Raw genomic sequence first — 14,988 nt, 5'->3', positions numbered from 1 at the left:
AACGTCGTGTACCGCGCCTGATCACTTCTCGCTGACACGATTCTGTGTTGGTCCGGTCAGTCGGTCGGCGATGGCCTGGCGCGAATGCACGTCGAGCTTGCGCATCGCAGCGGCCAGATGGCGCTTGACCGTGTTGACGGAAAGGAAGAGGCCAGCTGCGATCTCCTTGTTGGTCTTCCCGCCGGCGGCCATCTCCGCGACCTTGAGCTCCTGGGGCGACAACCTGTCGCCATACCCGCGGCGACCACCGCGAAATGCCGTGGGCACCGGCACGCCGAGTGCGCGCGCCACGCGGGTTGTTCGCGCGAGGTCCCAGGTGGCTCCGAGGCGTTGGTAGCCGGCCATCGCCGAGCGCAGGGTCTCCTCGCCCTGTGTCCGCCCTGTCGGGGCGTCGGCCTTCAGCAGCCACGTGCCCGCCTCCTCGCGTGCTTGTGCTGCCTCATAGGGGCAACTGAGGCGGTCGTACGCATCTGCGGCGGCGAAGAAGTGACGCGCTGCAGCGAACGGCGAACCGGTCGCGCCGGCTATGAAACCGCGGGCATGCGGCACCGCGGCCGCCGCGTAGGGTGCGTCGAGGCCTCGACTCCGGCCGCTCCAATGCGCAAGGAGCTCCCGAGCCTGGCCAGGCTGCTCGTCGGCCACCATCGCCGCGCACATGGCCGGGAGCGCACGCAACGCGGAGACCTCGAACGGCACAGGGTTCAACGTGTCCGCCAATCGGCGGGACTCGGAGGCCGCACGAGCAGCGTCGCCACCGCCCAGCGCCAGGCGAATCAGCGTATTCGCGGCGAGTGGGATCAAATCGAACGCCCCAGCCTTCTCGAGCCGCCTCACGAGTTTTCGGAGTGCCTGGTTGGCGCTCCCGACATCTCCTCTTGCGGCGGCCAGACAGCCCGCGACGAGGTCGAGTTCACGCCTTTCGAAGGCCTCCCGATCGAAGTGGTTGATGAGGACCGAAACCCGCTCGTCCAGGTCAGCCCAGTAACCGACGCCATGGTCGAGGAGCGACCGGGTGGCGCGTACGAGGAGCTCTCGGTACCAGTTCTCACCGTCAATGGCTCCCTCGAGCGCGATGGCAAGCAGCTGGCCTGCGACGGCATGGTGTCCGGCGTAGTAGGCGTTCTGCGCCACGGAATGGAAGGCATTGACCTCCACGAAGTGCCGGGGTGTGTCACCGGTCTGCCGGCGGATCCGCACGGTCATGGCCCGCCACTGGGCATCCCCCACGGCGACCTGCACCATGGCCACCTTGCCCAACAGCGCCACCTGCCAGGCCCTGCCTTCGATCGAGGGAACGATCTCCACGAGCCTGCGCAGCCATCGCTTGTGCTCGGCCAGTGGCACACCGGGCGCGATCGGGGCTGCGAGCCCGACCATCGCCTGCGCGATCGAGATCGCGTTGGTGAGATCCGGGAGTGCGCGGATGAACTGGGCGCGTTGAAGCGTGGCGTCGGCCCCCGCCTGCGCGAGGGCAACTGCTCGGATGAGGTTCAGCTCCCCCCGTGTCTCCGGCGACAATCCGTCTTCCGACACCTGGGACAGCAGTTCGACCGTCTCGTCGACGGAACGCATGGTTCTGATCGCCGCTGACCCGAACTTGATGGCCACGCGGGCCCGCCGCTCGTGCTCGAGCCACTCTTCACGGAGCAGGTCCTGCAGCAGCCGCATCGCCTCGTCGTGATGACCGAGCCGGCCGGCCTGGTCGGCGGCCAGTTCGGCGGCCTCGGCCCACTCGGCCAGACGGCCCGCGTACCGCAGGTGATGCGTCACCTGTCCTCGAGGGCGCGAGGACAGGCCGCTGAGGGCGTCTGCGGCGCGGCTGTGCAGATCCTGCCTGCGCGGTGGGGCGATGTCTTCGTAGACTGCCTGGGCCGCGAGCGTGTGCCGGAACGCGAGGGAGCCGGCATGGTCGACGAGCAGTCGTGACTCCAGCACCTCCTCCAGGGCAAGCCCCGCGTCACCGCGCAGCGTGCGGCAGCTCCGCATCAGCACCCCCAACGTCGCCGGCAGCTGCAGGACCGCCGCGGCCTCCACCATCGCCCTGGCGTCGTCGGAGAGCCGGCTCACTCGCTCCAGCACCGGATCGCGGATGCCGGACGGCACCTCCAGGCGATCGATGTCCTTGCGTTCCCATACTCCGTCGTGCTGCACGAGGGTGCCGCGCGTCTGCAGCAGCGCCAACAGCTCCTCGATCGCAAACGGCAACCCCGACGCCCGCTCACACAGATGTGCCGCAAACTCCTGGGAGACCGCATCCGCGCCCAGGACCGCCGCCGTCAACTCCTGGGTCTGGGCGCCGTCGAACGCAGTCAGATGAATGTGGGTTCGTGTCACCGACGCGGGCATCTTCGCTGTCGCCGCCCGCAGCTGCGCGGTCGCCTCACCGTCCCGGTAGGTCAGCACCATCGACAGCATCCGCGGCGGGTCCGAGACCACGTAGCTCACGAAGTCGAGAGTGTGGTCGTCGGCCCAGTGCAGGTCCTCCAGCACCAGGACCGCGCGGCCGAGGCCGGCCAGCACCTCCAGGAGCGCACGGAACACCCGATGCCGCTCCGCATTCCGATCATCGAGCGCCGGCGGCTGCGGCGGCAGGGAATCCGCCACCTCCGGAACCAGCGGCCGCAACGCGCCGGCCACCGGCGACAACGCCATTCCCCGCAGCTCCGCACCGAGGTCCTTGACCACCTCCATCACCGGGCCGAGCGGAAACGGCTCCCGGATCGGCCGGCATGCCCCTACCAGCACACGCCCCGCGTCGGATCGCACCCGCAGCTCGGAGATCAGCCTGGTCTTCCCGATCCCCGCCTCGCCCTCGACGACGACGATCGCCGGTGGCGCCGACACCGCCGTCGTGAGTGCGGTCAACTCCTCGGTCCGGCCTACCATCGACGGCGCGACCACCCGCTTGCCGCCGGCGACGTTCCGCCCTCTGGCTCCAGCTGACCCCGCCGTGCCACCTCCGTCGGGGTCGCGGCGGGGCTTCGGCCCCGGCTCGGTAGAGCCGTGCCAGACCTCATTGACGGCCACGGTGTCCCTACCTCCAAACACGGTGATCATCGGTGAACGGGACCATACCCAAACGCGCGGTGCCGGGCGCTGGTCGACAGGTCCCGCTCATACGACCGGCCCACCGAACGCCGCGAAGGCGTCCGATGGGCCGGGTCGATGTTGCTGGGCTACGACGTGGTGTAGGCGTCCACGATCGTCTGGCTGAAGGTTCTGTTGCGATTGCGGAACTCCGCCTTGAACGACAGGCTGCCGCCCGCCGCGGGGTTCGCCACGCTCACCGCTCCGTGTGCGACCACAAGGCGATGCCAGGTCGCGCCATGGTCGTAGGAGGCGTACACCTTCGGCGAGGCTGGCTTCCAGGAGTCAGTCGAGCCCTGGACGTCGACCTTCACCTCGCCGCGGGTCCCAGCCGCCGCGGTACCGTCGGCGCGAAGCTTCGGCTCATAGCGCACCACGCCGACCGGGATCGGGGTGGGCGCCTTGGTGTGCGCCGAGGTGAACGTCGCGGTCCAGACGACCTTCTTACTGACGGCGAAGGTGCCCGTGGCGGTCCGGTCTGCTGTGGTGACCAGTTCGTAGGTGGCCTCACCCGGCGGCAGGTCGAAGCTGTTGGCGTCGAGGATGTCGGTCACCCTCGCGTACTCCTTCCCGTTGCGGTAGAGGACGGTGGACGAGGACGCGGTGTCGTACCGGCTCGTGCCATCGTGACCGGCGCCGTCGGCGAACGGGTTGATCGCGCCGCTGAGCCGGTCGCCGTCCCTCGTCAACCCAGCCGGAGCGCCGGTGATGGCGTCCGCCACGAGCGACGGGCCGAAAACGGGTTCGTTCCAGTGCTCCCGGTAGGTGTGACCGGCCTTGTAGTAGCGGAACGGCTGTGCGTACGCGGCCTCGACCGGGCCGAAGCGCTGCTCGAACATCCGCTGCCAGTTCTGGTTTCCCGTCAGGTAGACCGTGTTCGTCATCGGCAGGTCGGGGTCGTCGGAGGGTACCGGCGCCTTGATGGAGGGTGCCGAGTAGAACACCCCCCACCGGTTCGGGGCGTTCGAGCCGGCGTCGACGTCGATCCGGGCGAGGTCCCCCACCGACGGGTGCAGGTCAAGGCCGGTGTAGAAGCCCTCGGCCAGATCCGTGAGGTGGTAGGCGACGCCGGTCGTCGGGTTCACGAGGTTGGCGATGAGATGCGTGTACGCCGTCCCGGCCGGAGGCTTCGGACCGACCCACCGCGTCCGGAAACCCTGCGGGAACTCCTGCACGTACATGCTGACGGGGTTCACCTCGTCAGGCCCGGTGACCGTGGCATACGCGGTTCTCAGCACGGCACCCGGGTCCGGTGCCTTGATGTCGATCGGCCGCGTCGTTCGCGCGTCGACCTCGATGGTCGTGTCCTCGGTCAGCCGCATCTCGGGAGCAGCCACCCAGTCGTCACCGATGTACCGCAACGTGGCGGGCTCGATGAGTGGCACGTCGCCGAGCACCGTGTAGGTGCCCGCGTGCATGCGCAGGGTCGCCGTACCGGCATCGCCGGAGACCTTCGTCATGATGCCGCGGTCGAAGTCGTACACCCATCCGTGCCACTTGTCCTTCCCGGGCACCGAGCCGTCACGGGCGGTCGCCTTGAACGTCAGTTCGTGCATCTGTTCCTCGCGGTTCACCGCACCGACCGTGCGCACGGTCGTGCCGTCACCGGTCGCTGTTATCGCCAGGTCGTAGACGCCGAAAAGGTCACCGCCGAGGCGGGTGTCGGCGATCACGTCCACTGACGCGACACCGTCGGCCGGGATGGTGACCTGAGTCGCCGAGAAGGTGAAGAAGCCGGCGGGGGCGGACACCCCGTCCGGGCCGGTGCCCTCGACGGTGAGGTCCAGCGTCACCGGCTTGGTGCCGAAGTTACGGTACGTCAGTGTCTTCGTCAGCGGCGCGTCGTCGTCGTGCGGCCAGAGCGCGGCGCCGAAACTGAGCGAGGACTGCTCGGCAATCACGTCCTGTGCGATCGCAGCGGCCAGGTCGACGATGCCGCTCCCGCCCTCCATGGGCGTGTACGGGCCGGGCGCGGCCGACCCGACCAGAGCCGACTTGATCTGCGCGGGGGTCCAGTCCGGGTGCTCCTGGCGCAGGATCGCTGCGGCACCGGCGACGTGCGGCGTCGCCATCGACGTACCGGACATCGGGATGTAGCCGGGAGCGGGGTGCGGGCTGTAGCTGTCGATGCGGCTGCCCGCTGCCCCGGCCGCCACGATGCCGACGCCAGGTCCGGTGATGTCCGGCTTGAGACCGCTGTCCCCGGTCCGAGGACCGCGCGAGGAGAACTCCGCGAGCGCGCCCGTGCGGTCGACGGCGCCGACGCTGAGCGCGTCCTCGACGCTCGCGGGGGATCCCAGGGTGCCGTCGATCGGGCCGTCGTTGCCAGCCGCGATCACGAACAGCGCCCGGTCGGAGAGCCGCTCCACGGCCTCTTCCACCGGGCTGACGCCGGGCTGGTCGGCTTCGCCGAGGGACATGTTGATGATGTCGGCGCCCTGCTCGACGGCCCACTCCATGCCGGCCACGATCCAGGAGTCGACGCCGAGCCCGTCGTCGTTCATCACCTTGCCGTTGATCAACCGGGCGCCCGACGCGACGCCCCGGTACTTGCCGTCGGAGGCGGCACCGGTGCCGGCGACGGTGGAGGCGACGTGCGTGCCGTGACCGAAGTGATCCTGCTCGTCGGCCGAGTCGGTGAAGTTCTTCGCGGCCACGACCTGGGTGGCCAGGTCCGCGTGCGTCGTAGCGATGCCGGTGTCGAGCACGGCGACCTGCACGCCCTCGCCGTCGTAGCCGGCCTCCCAGGCCGTCGGGGCGCCGATCTGCGCCACGCTCTGGTCGAGCGTCGCGTGGGCGAGGCCGTCGAGCCGGATCCGCGCGACGCCCGGCGCGAGGGTCCGGCCCGCGGTCGACGCCCTGGTGAGCTTCCCCCACGCCGAGGCGGCGGCGCCCTTGCCCACGGTCAGCGCGTCCGCGTGCACGGACTTCAGCTCGGCACGCATGGCCGCGCCAGTGGTCCCGCGGACCGCGGCGCGCGCCGCGGGCGCCTGCGACTTGGCGGCAGCCCCGCTCCGCGCGTACTGGACGATGACCGGCACACCGCTGCCCGTCATCTTCTCGTAGGCGGGGTTGCTCAGCTCGGTGACGTCGAAGAGCCGCTGGTCAAGCTTGCCCTCCGAGATGAGCGCGCCGACATCGCTCGGCAGCACGTACGAGTGCCCCTTGAGCTCGGTCATGGTCACCGGGATCGACTCCCGATCCTTCGCGGGCTGGAATCCGAGTGCCCGGCCATCTGCGTCGACTCGAACCGTGTCGCCGGTGACCAGTACCACCTCCTTCCCGGCCAACGACGTCGGCTGTGCTGCGGAGGTGTCCGGGGAGGTCGGCTGAACTGCGGCCGCAGCTCCTGAATTGAGCGTGCAGGCGAGAGCGGTGGCGGCGACGATCGTCGCGACCTCCCGCAACTTGCGTGACATGTGGTCTCCGAGGGTTCAGGCAGGGGCCGACTCCCAGGAGGCGGCGCTTGCTCAGAGCTGATGTGGGTTAAGAAGTGGATGAATGACGTGTCGACCTCGTAGAAGTCCTCCTCGAGGCACGTGACGTGGGGTCGTCTCGGGTCCGGCCTGAAAGAAAGGTGGTCACGTGACCTTTGCTGTCAACCGCCGGTTGCAGGCGGGGCGTTGGGCGAGGCCGAACCGTCAGCCGTGGCCGTCGGCGCTCTGAGGGCCGGTGGCGCCAGCAGCGACCACGGCGCGCTCGGGGAGCACAGCTGTCGACGGCACCGAGGAACGGTCGTCTGGTCTATGCGTGATCCACTCAACACGAGACTCCTCTGTGCTCGTGGCGCTCATGCTGCGCCGCGGTGACGTCCTCGCCGGTAGGTCCTACCGCGACCCCGCCGCTCACACCGGACGCCATCCGTCGTTGGAGGAAGACTCATCCGAGCCAGCATTGTCGGATGGCTCGCACGTGTCACCGCCAGTGGTGCCAAGCAGCAACGACGTGTCGTCGCTGGGAGGTTGAGTCGATCCGCGGGAGGACTGTGCGCCGCGGACATCGGGCTCCACGGGATCGCGATCGGTCATCGCAGGAGTGTGCAGCGTGGTCGGACCGTAGTCATGACCCCCGCGAGGGTCATTCTCGAGGGACTGCTCCAAAGACGGGCGACACATCCCCGTTGGGCCTGCCCCGTTTTGACGGACATCCGAGATCAGGGGGCCTGGGGTCTCCGCGAGGATGTCCAGCATCATGGAGAGCAGGGGAAAGAAGCGGCCACGGCCTCGGCGTTCGTTCAGGCCGGAGTTCAAGGCCGAGATCGTCGAGTTGTGCCAGCGTGGTGACCGCGCGCTCGGGCAGGTCAGCCAGGACTTCGACCGGCGCTGTTGCGTTGTGGGTTCGAGGGACATGCTGAGCCCGCTTCGGGTCCGCGGCCAGATCGCGTGGGCCAGATCGGTGAACGCGGCGGCGATCCTCTTCGCCGGCGGGACATCGACGGTGAGTTCGTAGTGGCCGCGTCGTAGGTTCTGCATCAAGGCGTGTCCGGCGATGATCACTTGTGCGGTTGGGTCGGTTCGTAACCCGCGCATCGGTTTCAGCCGGTGCTTGAGTTGGCTGTGGTCGGCCTCGATTGGATTGTTCGCGTGCCGTTCGACGTGGTGCCAGGCGGAGGGGATGAGGTCGTCGAGGACGGCGGGGCGCGCACCCGGGCGCCAAGAGGGCTCTGGCCACGAAGATCGCGTCCTCAGGCGAACTCGCGCGCGGTGGATTCCAGCCTCTGGCGGTAGGCGGCCCACCACGATTCGTCGCCCTCGACCACGCTGTCGCCGGGCCGCCGCCAGCCGACCTGGCCGTCGATCAGTTCGCGCAGGATGTCGGCGTGCCCGGCGTGGCGGTTCAGTTCGGCGAGCACATGCACGAGGATGAGGTGCAGCGTTACCGGCGTGTGTTGCCACCACCGCACCGAGCCGGGTGCGTCGATCGGGAGCGTCTCGATCGTGGCGTCCGCGTGTGCCCAGACTCGGTGCCACAGGCCGATGATGTCGTCGCGGGACTCGTCGGCTGCGGCCCACATGTCCGTGTTCGGCTCAGCGTCGTCGTCCAGGCCCGCGACGGGTTCAGGAAAGGGGCGGTCGAACACCTCGCCGAAATACCCGGCGGTCACCGAGGCTGCGTGCTTGACCAGCCCGAGCAGGTTCGTGCCGGTCGGTACGAGCGGGCGCCGTACGTCGTACTCCGACAGCCCGTCGAGCTTTCCGAGCAGCGCCTCGCGCGCCTCCCGCAGGTACCGATAGAGATTCGCCTTGGCGTCGAGGTCTGTCATGCCGCCCAGGATCTCACCGCCGCGCCCGCCGTGATGCCCTGTACGTCCGCGTTCCGAACCGCGGATCTGTGGCGGCTGGCGTGCCTGTGCTGGGCCGGTGGAGGCACCGCGAGCGAGTATCCGTCAATCGACGACCTGGAAAAGTCCGACAAAAGCCACGTCATGCTGCGCGGGAATCGCGTTTCCCGGCCTGATGGCCGTGCCATAGACTCCGCCGATGCTTGAGGTGTCGGGGGACTTCGAGATCCACATTACGGCTCATGCTTCTCAGGCCGAGAAATTGTGGGCGTTCGCCAGCGAGCATGGCGTGAAGTTCGTCCATATTGTGCTCGATCGTGGCGCGTACAGCTCTCAACCGATGCTCACCCTGGGCGGCCGAGGCACCCTGACCGACCAGCACGCCGCGGTGCAGCGTTGGCAACGCGAACTGCGCGAAGCGGGGATATACCCGTGCCGTTCGAAGGTCGAGGCGGCGCCGTGGTGCGTCGGCGTACCGCAGTCGGATGAGCAGGCGGCGGTCGAGCCGGGTGGCCGGTATTTCGAGCATCACGTCAAACTGCTGCTACCCAGTACAGTGGTGGCGGACCTGGTGGCTCTCACCGATTTGGTCGCGCCGCACGGGGCACGGTTGTCACGTAACGCTCGTCGGGAGTTGGTGGACGGCGCGCAGGAACGGTTCGTTAACCAGCGCTGTCACGGTGTCGGGCTCGCCACGGCCAGGCGGCGGCTGGACGAGCTCGTCGAGACCCTCCGAGTCGCGGGCCACGAGCCCACGACGGTGGAGCAGGAGTACGTCGTCTTCGACAGCGACCTCCACCACGACCACGGCTGGCTGGACCCGCCCACGCCGAGTGCGAGCGGTTGGGCGCTGGAGCGTGAGAACAGGATGAGGTCTGCGCCGGCTGGCTTGCCGGACTACCCGCCGACCTACTGGCCGCTAGCCGCCAGCCCGATGGTCCGCCAGAGGGCGGCGTTCGACCCTGCCCTCAAGCAGTACCCGAACGCCTACCGGGCCGGCGAACCGGACTTCGTCGTGGCGGCCACCGGCCAGTTGTGGGCCAACGCCCGGCGCGCCGCCATGAATCACGTCTTGGCGGCCATCGCCGCAACCACCTGGGGTCAGCATCTGGTGCTGCGTGGCAGCGTCACCATGGCGGCCTGGGTCGGCGACGCCGCCCGCGAGCCGGGCGACCTCGACTTCGTCGTTACCCCGCACACCATCACCAGCGACAGCACCGACGCCCGCACGCTGCTCGATGACATCAAGACCGCCATCCGAACCGCAATTGGCGGCGGCCTGCAACCAGACCGAATCACCGAGTCCGCCATCTGGACGTACGAACGCGCTGACGGACGCCGCCTGCTCGTCCCGTTCAGCACACCGGAGGCACCGGAGGGCCACGTACAGATCGACATCGTCTTCGGCGAACGACTTCCACTCCCGCCAGAGGCGCTGAGCCTGCCCGACGTCAACGAGCCGTTACTGGCCGCGCCCGCTCCGCTGGCGCTGGCGTGGAAGCTGCTGTGGCTGGCCACCGACACGTACCCGCAAGGCAAGGACCTCTACGACGCCGTCCTGCTCGCCGAACACACCACTGTCGACCCAGCTCTCGTTCGCCAGCTCATGCGACCGGAGCTCGGCGCCGAAGCCGACAACTTCACGGCCGAAACCGTGCTGTCCTGGAAGGTCGACTGGTCCAACTTCACCGACGAGTACGCCGAAATCTCGGGCACCGCCGAGCAGTGGACCAGGCGGCTGGCACTGGCCCTCGATCACTCCTGGACCTGACCAAGCGAGAACAGGTCGGCAGGACCGGCACCCGCTCCATCCGGCTGTCGTGACAGTTGGCAGCACGCGATAGGCGGCAGATCAGTACTTAGTTCGGCTATGAACGCGCACCACGTCGGGTCGTGGAGTCGCCCGGCTGAGGGGGGCTTGCGTGCAAAGACGCCCGAACTCCTGGCTCGGGACCCGTCAAATTAGGCGGCTATCAGCCGAGCGGGATGGCGCCGACAAGACAACCCGTGATGGGTATCGGTTCGTGCCGATCTCGGACATGTCATTTCCACACGAAGTGTGATGGTTCTTCGTGTTTCGCGCGATCCCCGTCCGGTCCAGCAGGTGGTCTTCGCGGAATTAGAGGATCTTTGGCTGTGGTGAGGTCTTGGTGCGGGTGCTCGTATGGCCGTGCCGGCAGCGGTAACCGGGACGCCCGTGGACCCAGTCGGAGTCGATGATGCGCCCGCGGACGCTGCAGAACACGAGGCCGGCCAGGAGGTAGTTGCGAGGAGCACCATCCGCGGGGGTGGGCGCGGTGTGGATGGCCTGGGGCTGCGAAACTGCTCCTCGCTCACCAGCGGCGGGTGAGCGATCTGGCGGGAGATGACCCACTGCGGGGGCGGCGTTCCAGCGCTGGATTTCGTGGTGTCGGGTGAGGGTGCCGTCGGGCTCGATGTTGTCGTGGTCGGTGCGTTGCCGGTTCCAGACCTGGTGACCGGCGTGGATTCGTTCTGAACGGCCGGCGAGGATCCAGCATCCACTGGGCGGGGGAGTCGAGTGCCGGTGTCACGTCGCGGTTCAGGCCGTCCTCGGTCTCCCAGTGCGACGCGTCGAGCTGGATGATCTGGCAGCCGTGACCGTCCCGTCAACTGGTGGCCTGTTCTCACAGGGATGTGCTGGGGCGAGACCAGTGCCTCAACGCGTGCCAGGCACGCAGCGGTGAGAGCAGCGAAGCCGTCGAGCGGCGTACATGTTCAGCCCGCCCCTGCGCTGCGGGGTCGATGACTGGGCCGAATCGAGTTCGACCGGGGTTTGTCGGCTCGGGCACGATGGCGGGGTGATCTGGGGGAGACGGGGCAGCGGGGTTCAGCCGTCGGCGGTAGGGAAGGGCACGCCACTCGGGGCAGTGCACGTCGCGGTCAACGGCGCCGCCGCCGGCCGGTGGGAGGCGTTGAACCATCTGGCCGAGGTGCTTTTCGAGGTCGATGCCGCCGGTGACGAGGTGGTGGCGCGATCGGCGTTGAGGCTGGTGGCCGGCGTTGCGGGTTTGGTGGCCCGGCTGGACCGGCACGCGCGGCAGGCACCGTGGTACGGCCCGTACCAGGAGTGCGCATTGCGGCGGGTCGGGGCGCGTTTCTCGGCCGCGACGTCGGGGCCTGTCGCGATGGCGCTGGCGAGCATGCACGGTGACGGGCGGATCCGGGAACGCGCGGTAACGGCGATGGTCGATCGTCCGTGCCCGGAGGTGATGCCGTTCCTGGTGCTGCGTACCGGTGATTGGGTCAAGCCGGTACGGGATCGGGCGCGCGCCGGGCTGGCGTTGTTGCTCGCCGACGATCCGGGTGGCTATCTACCAGCGGTGCTGCCGATAGCGTTGCGCCTCGACGCGCGCCTGCGAGGTGGCTTCGCCGTCACCCAGATACGGGCGGCGTTGCTGTCGGCACCTGCGGAGGTGTGGCGCGGGCTGCTGGGATCGGGTGGCCGCCGGCAACGCCGGTTCGTGTTCGACATCGTCCTGGCTCAGGGCTGGCTGCGTCTGCCCGACTACGTGACCTGCGCCGAGACTGACTCGGATGTGGGGATTCGGGTCCGGGCGGCGGACGCGGCATGCCGTGAGGCGGTCTGGACCCGCCGGCACGACGTTCTGCGTCGCCTGGCCCGGTCGGTTCGTGCCGAGGTGCGGGTGGTCGCGTTGACCGGGCTGGTCCGGGTCGGTCAGGACTGCGACGTTACGGCGTACCTGGACGACGACGCGCCGCTGGTCCGGGCGGTGGCCCGGGACGCGGCCCGGCGGCTCGGCGTCGACGCCCGGGAGCACTACCGGACTACGGTCAGCGCCGGAGAGCCGGCGCTGGGTGCGATCGCTGGGCTTGCCGAGACCGGCTCAGCAGCGGATGCCCCGCTGCTGCGGCCGCTGCTGACCCACCCGCAAGCCAGGGTCCGCGCCCAGGCGGTACGAGCCCTGCGCCTGCTCGACGCGGTTGTGGCACAGGAGGTGCTTCCGCTGCTGCGGGATCCGTCGCCGGCGGTGGTCCGGGAGGTGACCGCCGCGTTGGGGCCCTTGCCCGGTGCCCTACCGCCGGGCCTTCCGTGGCAGCTGCTCGGGGACGCCCGGATGGAGTTGCGTCGGGCCGGCTATCGCCTCCTGCGTGGCCACGGCGTCGACGTCCAATTGCGCGCTGCCCTGGTCCTCACCCTCGACCCGGACCATCGCCTGGCCCAACGTGGCAAGGCCGACGTGACCCGCCTCGCCCGCGACGGCGCACGAACCACCTGGCGCCGCACTCCACCACCCGAGCTGCCGGTCACCGCCGCGCAGCACGGCGAGCTCGCCGCGTTGGCGGCACGAGCGGCGGCGGCACTCGGCGAAGACACCAGCCTGATGCTCACCAGATGGTTGGCGCGTACCCGCCCCGACGGATGAGTGCGCTCCCCGCCTCACAATGGTCCGTGACCCATCCCGGGCCGGCGGATCTGCTCGTGTGCCTGCGTACGGACATGTCAGGTGTTTAGGTCTGCCCATTGCGCGGAGGTCGGCAGCCCTCCGTAGTCCAGCTGGTAGGCCATCGCGCGCTTGGTGGCCGAGTCCAGGGTCTCGGGCAGGTGATCGAACGAGGCGGGTCAAACATCCACCAGCGAGAAGACTTCCTGGCCGTCCCGCATCGTCAGCAGCAGCATGCATCGCCAGTGCGGGGAGAACTCAGGCCGCCGCCCGGGCGGGTGCACGAACACGGGGCGTAGGTAGTGCACGGCCTCAATGGCGGCGTGTTCGGAGAGCCAGCCGGCGCCGTGGTGGCGGTTGAACCCGTCCGACGCTGAGGGTGACTGGCTGGTGTCCGACGCGGCGATGCGGCGGAGCGCCCTGCGCACCGGTGGTGTCTGCTGGGCAAGCTGTATCAGCAGGTCCGGGGGACAGGACGGGTTGCCGGCGGCTTTCGCGGCGACCCGCGGACCGTGCGCCGCCACCATGGTCCATAACTGCGCATCGCGCAAGGCCGGGTTGGCGGCGAGGGATGTGAGCACCTGGCGTCGCGGTCGCCGGCGAGTTGATCGATGATCTGGCGGGGAAGGTCGTGTCGCGCGGCGAGGAGCATCCGCACGGCCGGGACCGTCGAAGCAGCGAGGTCGCTGATCTCGGCGGGTGTGGCTGCCGCGATGCGCGGCAGCAGGGTGGGGCCGATCTTCGCCGATGCGGCCAGCTCGGCGAGGACATCTAGAGGCACGGCTGGGTTGTGAGCGAGGCGCCGGCGTACGTCATAGGTGGTGTCGCTGGCCATGGCCCGGATGAGTGCTTCGTCGATGGCCGGTCATCGGCAGTTTTTGGAAGGGTCCGGGCGGATCTCGCAGACGGCGGAATCCGGCCCGCTCCGCTCAGGTGGTTCAGCGGGTCGGGCGGGGTTACTGGAGGAGGTCCGTGAGGTCGACCGCGTTGATAAGCGCGGCGAGTTCAGGTTCTGCGGCGAGGTTGAGGGGTTGCGGGTCGCCGGTGCGTGGCCGGGGATTCTGGAGCAGTTCGCTGTTCGTGTCGTTGACGATCGCCACCGCGTCGGCGGTGTCCCAGCGCACGCCGTTGAGCGCGGAGCGGTGGATCTTGACGGCGAGGAGGCACGACATGCGGGGGCGGCCGTAGCTGTCGGCGCCGTCGTGGCGTAGGACGGCGACTCGTGCGGATTCGATGGCGGGCGCGACGGCGAGGGCTTCGCGGATGGTGACCAGGATTTGGCCGCTGATGAACTGCTTGTAGTAGTCGGAGCGGTCGCGTTGGGGCAGTTTCCGTAGTGACGGGTTGCCGGCCTGGGTGGTGGTGGGCATCCGGTCGGGTACGACCTGGTCGACGCCGGGTACGAGGACCACGAGTGACACCTCGCTGCCGGTGACGCCGACGGCGGCGCTCGGTGCTTCGTTGTCCTCGAACGCCTCCTCCAACGTCTCAATGACCACGTCGGGATTGTTGGCGCAGAGTTGCTGCCACCGCAGGTCGAGGTGCTGCTGCCATGCTGCCTGCTGTTGGAGGCGGTCGGCCCACTGGCGTTGCGTCTCGGCTTCGGTCCATTGCGCGGCCTGCTGTTTGGCGGCGGCTCGTTTGCTGCGGTCGAAGAGGCCGATCCCGGCGAGGGCGTGCTGCTCGTAGTGCTTGTAGATGCTCGCGCGGTCCGGCGGGGCGGGTGGCGGCGCGATCGGCCGGGTCGCGGTGGGGAACTCGACGCGGTGCAGCGCCAGGATGCGCAGGAATGCCTGCGCGAGGCGCTGGGCTTCCTCGGCGCGCTGCACCTGCGCCGCTTGGCGCTGCTGCGCGGCGAGCTGCCTCTGATAGGCCGCCGTCGACGGGGTCGCCCCGCGTGAACGGCTGCTCCGGCGCGCGCCGCCTCCCAGGGAGGAGTAGAAGCCGACCGGGCCGATGCCGGTGGACACCCCAGTGCGTCCGGCGCCGACGTGTACTCGCGCTACCCGCGGTCCGACGCTCGTGCGGATGCCCCGCGAGGACGCGCGAATACGTACGCCCGGTGCCAGCTTGATCGAGAACCCCACCAGCCGACCGTAGGCCGATGGCCCCGGAACCGGCTCAGCTTGTTGACCGATGCCCGCTCAAGCGACCGGCGACTGTCGAAGTCGGATGTGCGGCACCGTCCTGTCTGAT

8 protein-coding genes and 1 pseudogene are annotated in these 14,988 nt (G+C 69.1%); 3 read left to right on the top strand and 6 right to left on the bottom strand.

Annotation, left to right across the window (positions count from 1 at the left end; translation table 11 throughout):
- Positions 1-21: 21 nt before the first annotated feature.
- On the bottom strand, positions 22-3,027 hold the full coding sequence (locus tag ABZS42_RS03910) for an AAA family ATPase (RefSeq protein WP_355142299.1): 3,006 nt from the start codon (positions 3,025-3,027) through the stop codon (positions 22-24).
- A gap of 149 nt (positions 3,028-3,176) precedes the next feature.
- Positions 3,177-6,506, bottom strand: coding sequence for a S8 family peptidase (locus tag ABZS42_RS03905; protein WP_355142297.1), 3,330 nt, complete (start codon positions 6,504-6,506; stop codon positions 3,177-3,179).
- 772 nt (positions 6,507-7,278) lie between these two features.
- On the opposite strand from ABZS42_RS03905, the gene ABZS42_RS03900 reads away from it, so the two are divergent.
- A complete protein-coding gene (locus ABZS42_RS03900) occupies positions 7,279-7,536 on the top strand; it encodes a hypothetical protein (RefSeq protein ID WP_355142357.1) in 258 nt (85 codons plus the stop codon).
- An 11-nt stretch (positions 7,537-7,547) separates the two neighbouring features.
- Here ABZS42_RS03900 and ABZS42_RS03895 read toward each other — a convergent pair.
- Together ABZS42_RS03895 and ABZS42_RS03890 are read right to left on the bottom strand one after the other, a co-directional pair.
- Positions 7,548-7,823, bottom strand: a pseudogene (locus ABZS42_RS03895) (DDE-type integrase/transposase/recombinase); the annotation flags it as partial.
- On the bottom strand, positions 7,772-8,350 hold the full coding sequence (locus ABZS42_RS03890; protein WP_355142295.1) for a DinB family protein: 579 nt from the start codon (positions 8,348-8,350) through the stop codon (positions 7,772-7,774). The pseudogene ABZS42_RS03895 and the gene ABZS42_RS03890, both read right to left, overlap by 52 nt.
- 217 nt (positions 8,351-8,567) lie before the next feature.
- On the opposite strand from ABZS42_RS03890, the gene ABZS42_RS03885 reads away from it, so the two are divergent.
- Both ABZS42_RS03885 and ABZS42_RS03880 read left to right on the top strand, forming a co-directional pair.
- Positions 8,568-10,139: a nucleotidyl transferase AbiEii/AbiGii toxin family protein gene (locus ABZS42_RS03885; protein WP_355142293.1), complete on the top strand. Its 1,572-nt coding sequence runs from the start codon at positions 8,568-8,570 to the stop codon at positions 10,137-10,139.
- A gap of 1,048 nt (positions 10,140-11,187) precedes the next feature.
- Positions 11,188-12,774 (top strand): HEAT repeat domain-containing protein, encoded by a 1,587-nt coding sequence (locus ABZS42_RS03880; RefSeq protein WP_355142291.1) that lies wholly within the window; start codon positions 11,188-11,190, stop codon positions 12,772-12,774.
- Positions 12,775-12,971: 197 nt separating this feature from the next.
- Here the strand turns inward: ABZS42_RS03880 and ABZS42_RS03875 are convergent, their stop codons facing one another.
- Positions 12,972-13,373, bottom strand: coding sequence for a hypothetical protein (locus ABZS42_RS03875; protein WP_355142289.1), 402 nt, complete (start codon positions 13,371-13,373; stop codon positions 12,972-12,974).
- 375 nt (positions 13,374-13,748) lie between these two features.
- Positions 13,749-14,879, bottom strand: a complete 1,131-nt coding sequence (locus ABZS42_RS03870; protein ID WP_355142287.1) for a DUF4236 domain-containing protein — start codon at positions 14,877-14,879, stop codon at positions 13,749-13,751.
- Positions 14,880-14,988 lie beyond the last annotated feature (109 nt).

It is taken from the genome of Micromonospora sp. NPDC005367, assembly GCF_040606825.1.
GTDB lineage: Bacteria > Actinomycetota > Actinomycetes > Mycobacteriales > Micromonosporaceae > Micromonospora.
Note: the sequence above shows the minus strand (reverse complement) of the source record. Positions and strands in the feature narration are given on the sequence as shown.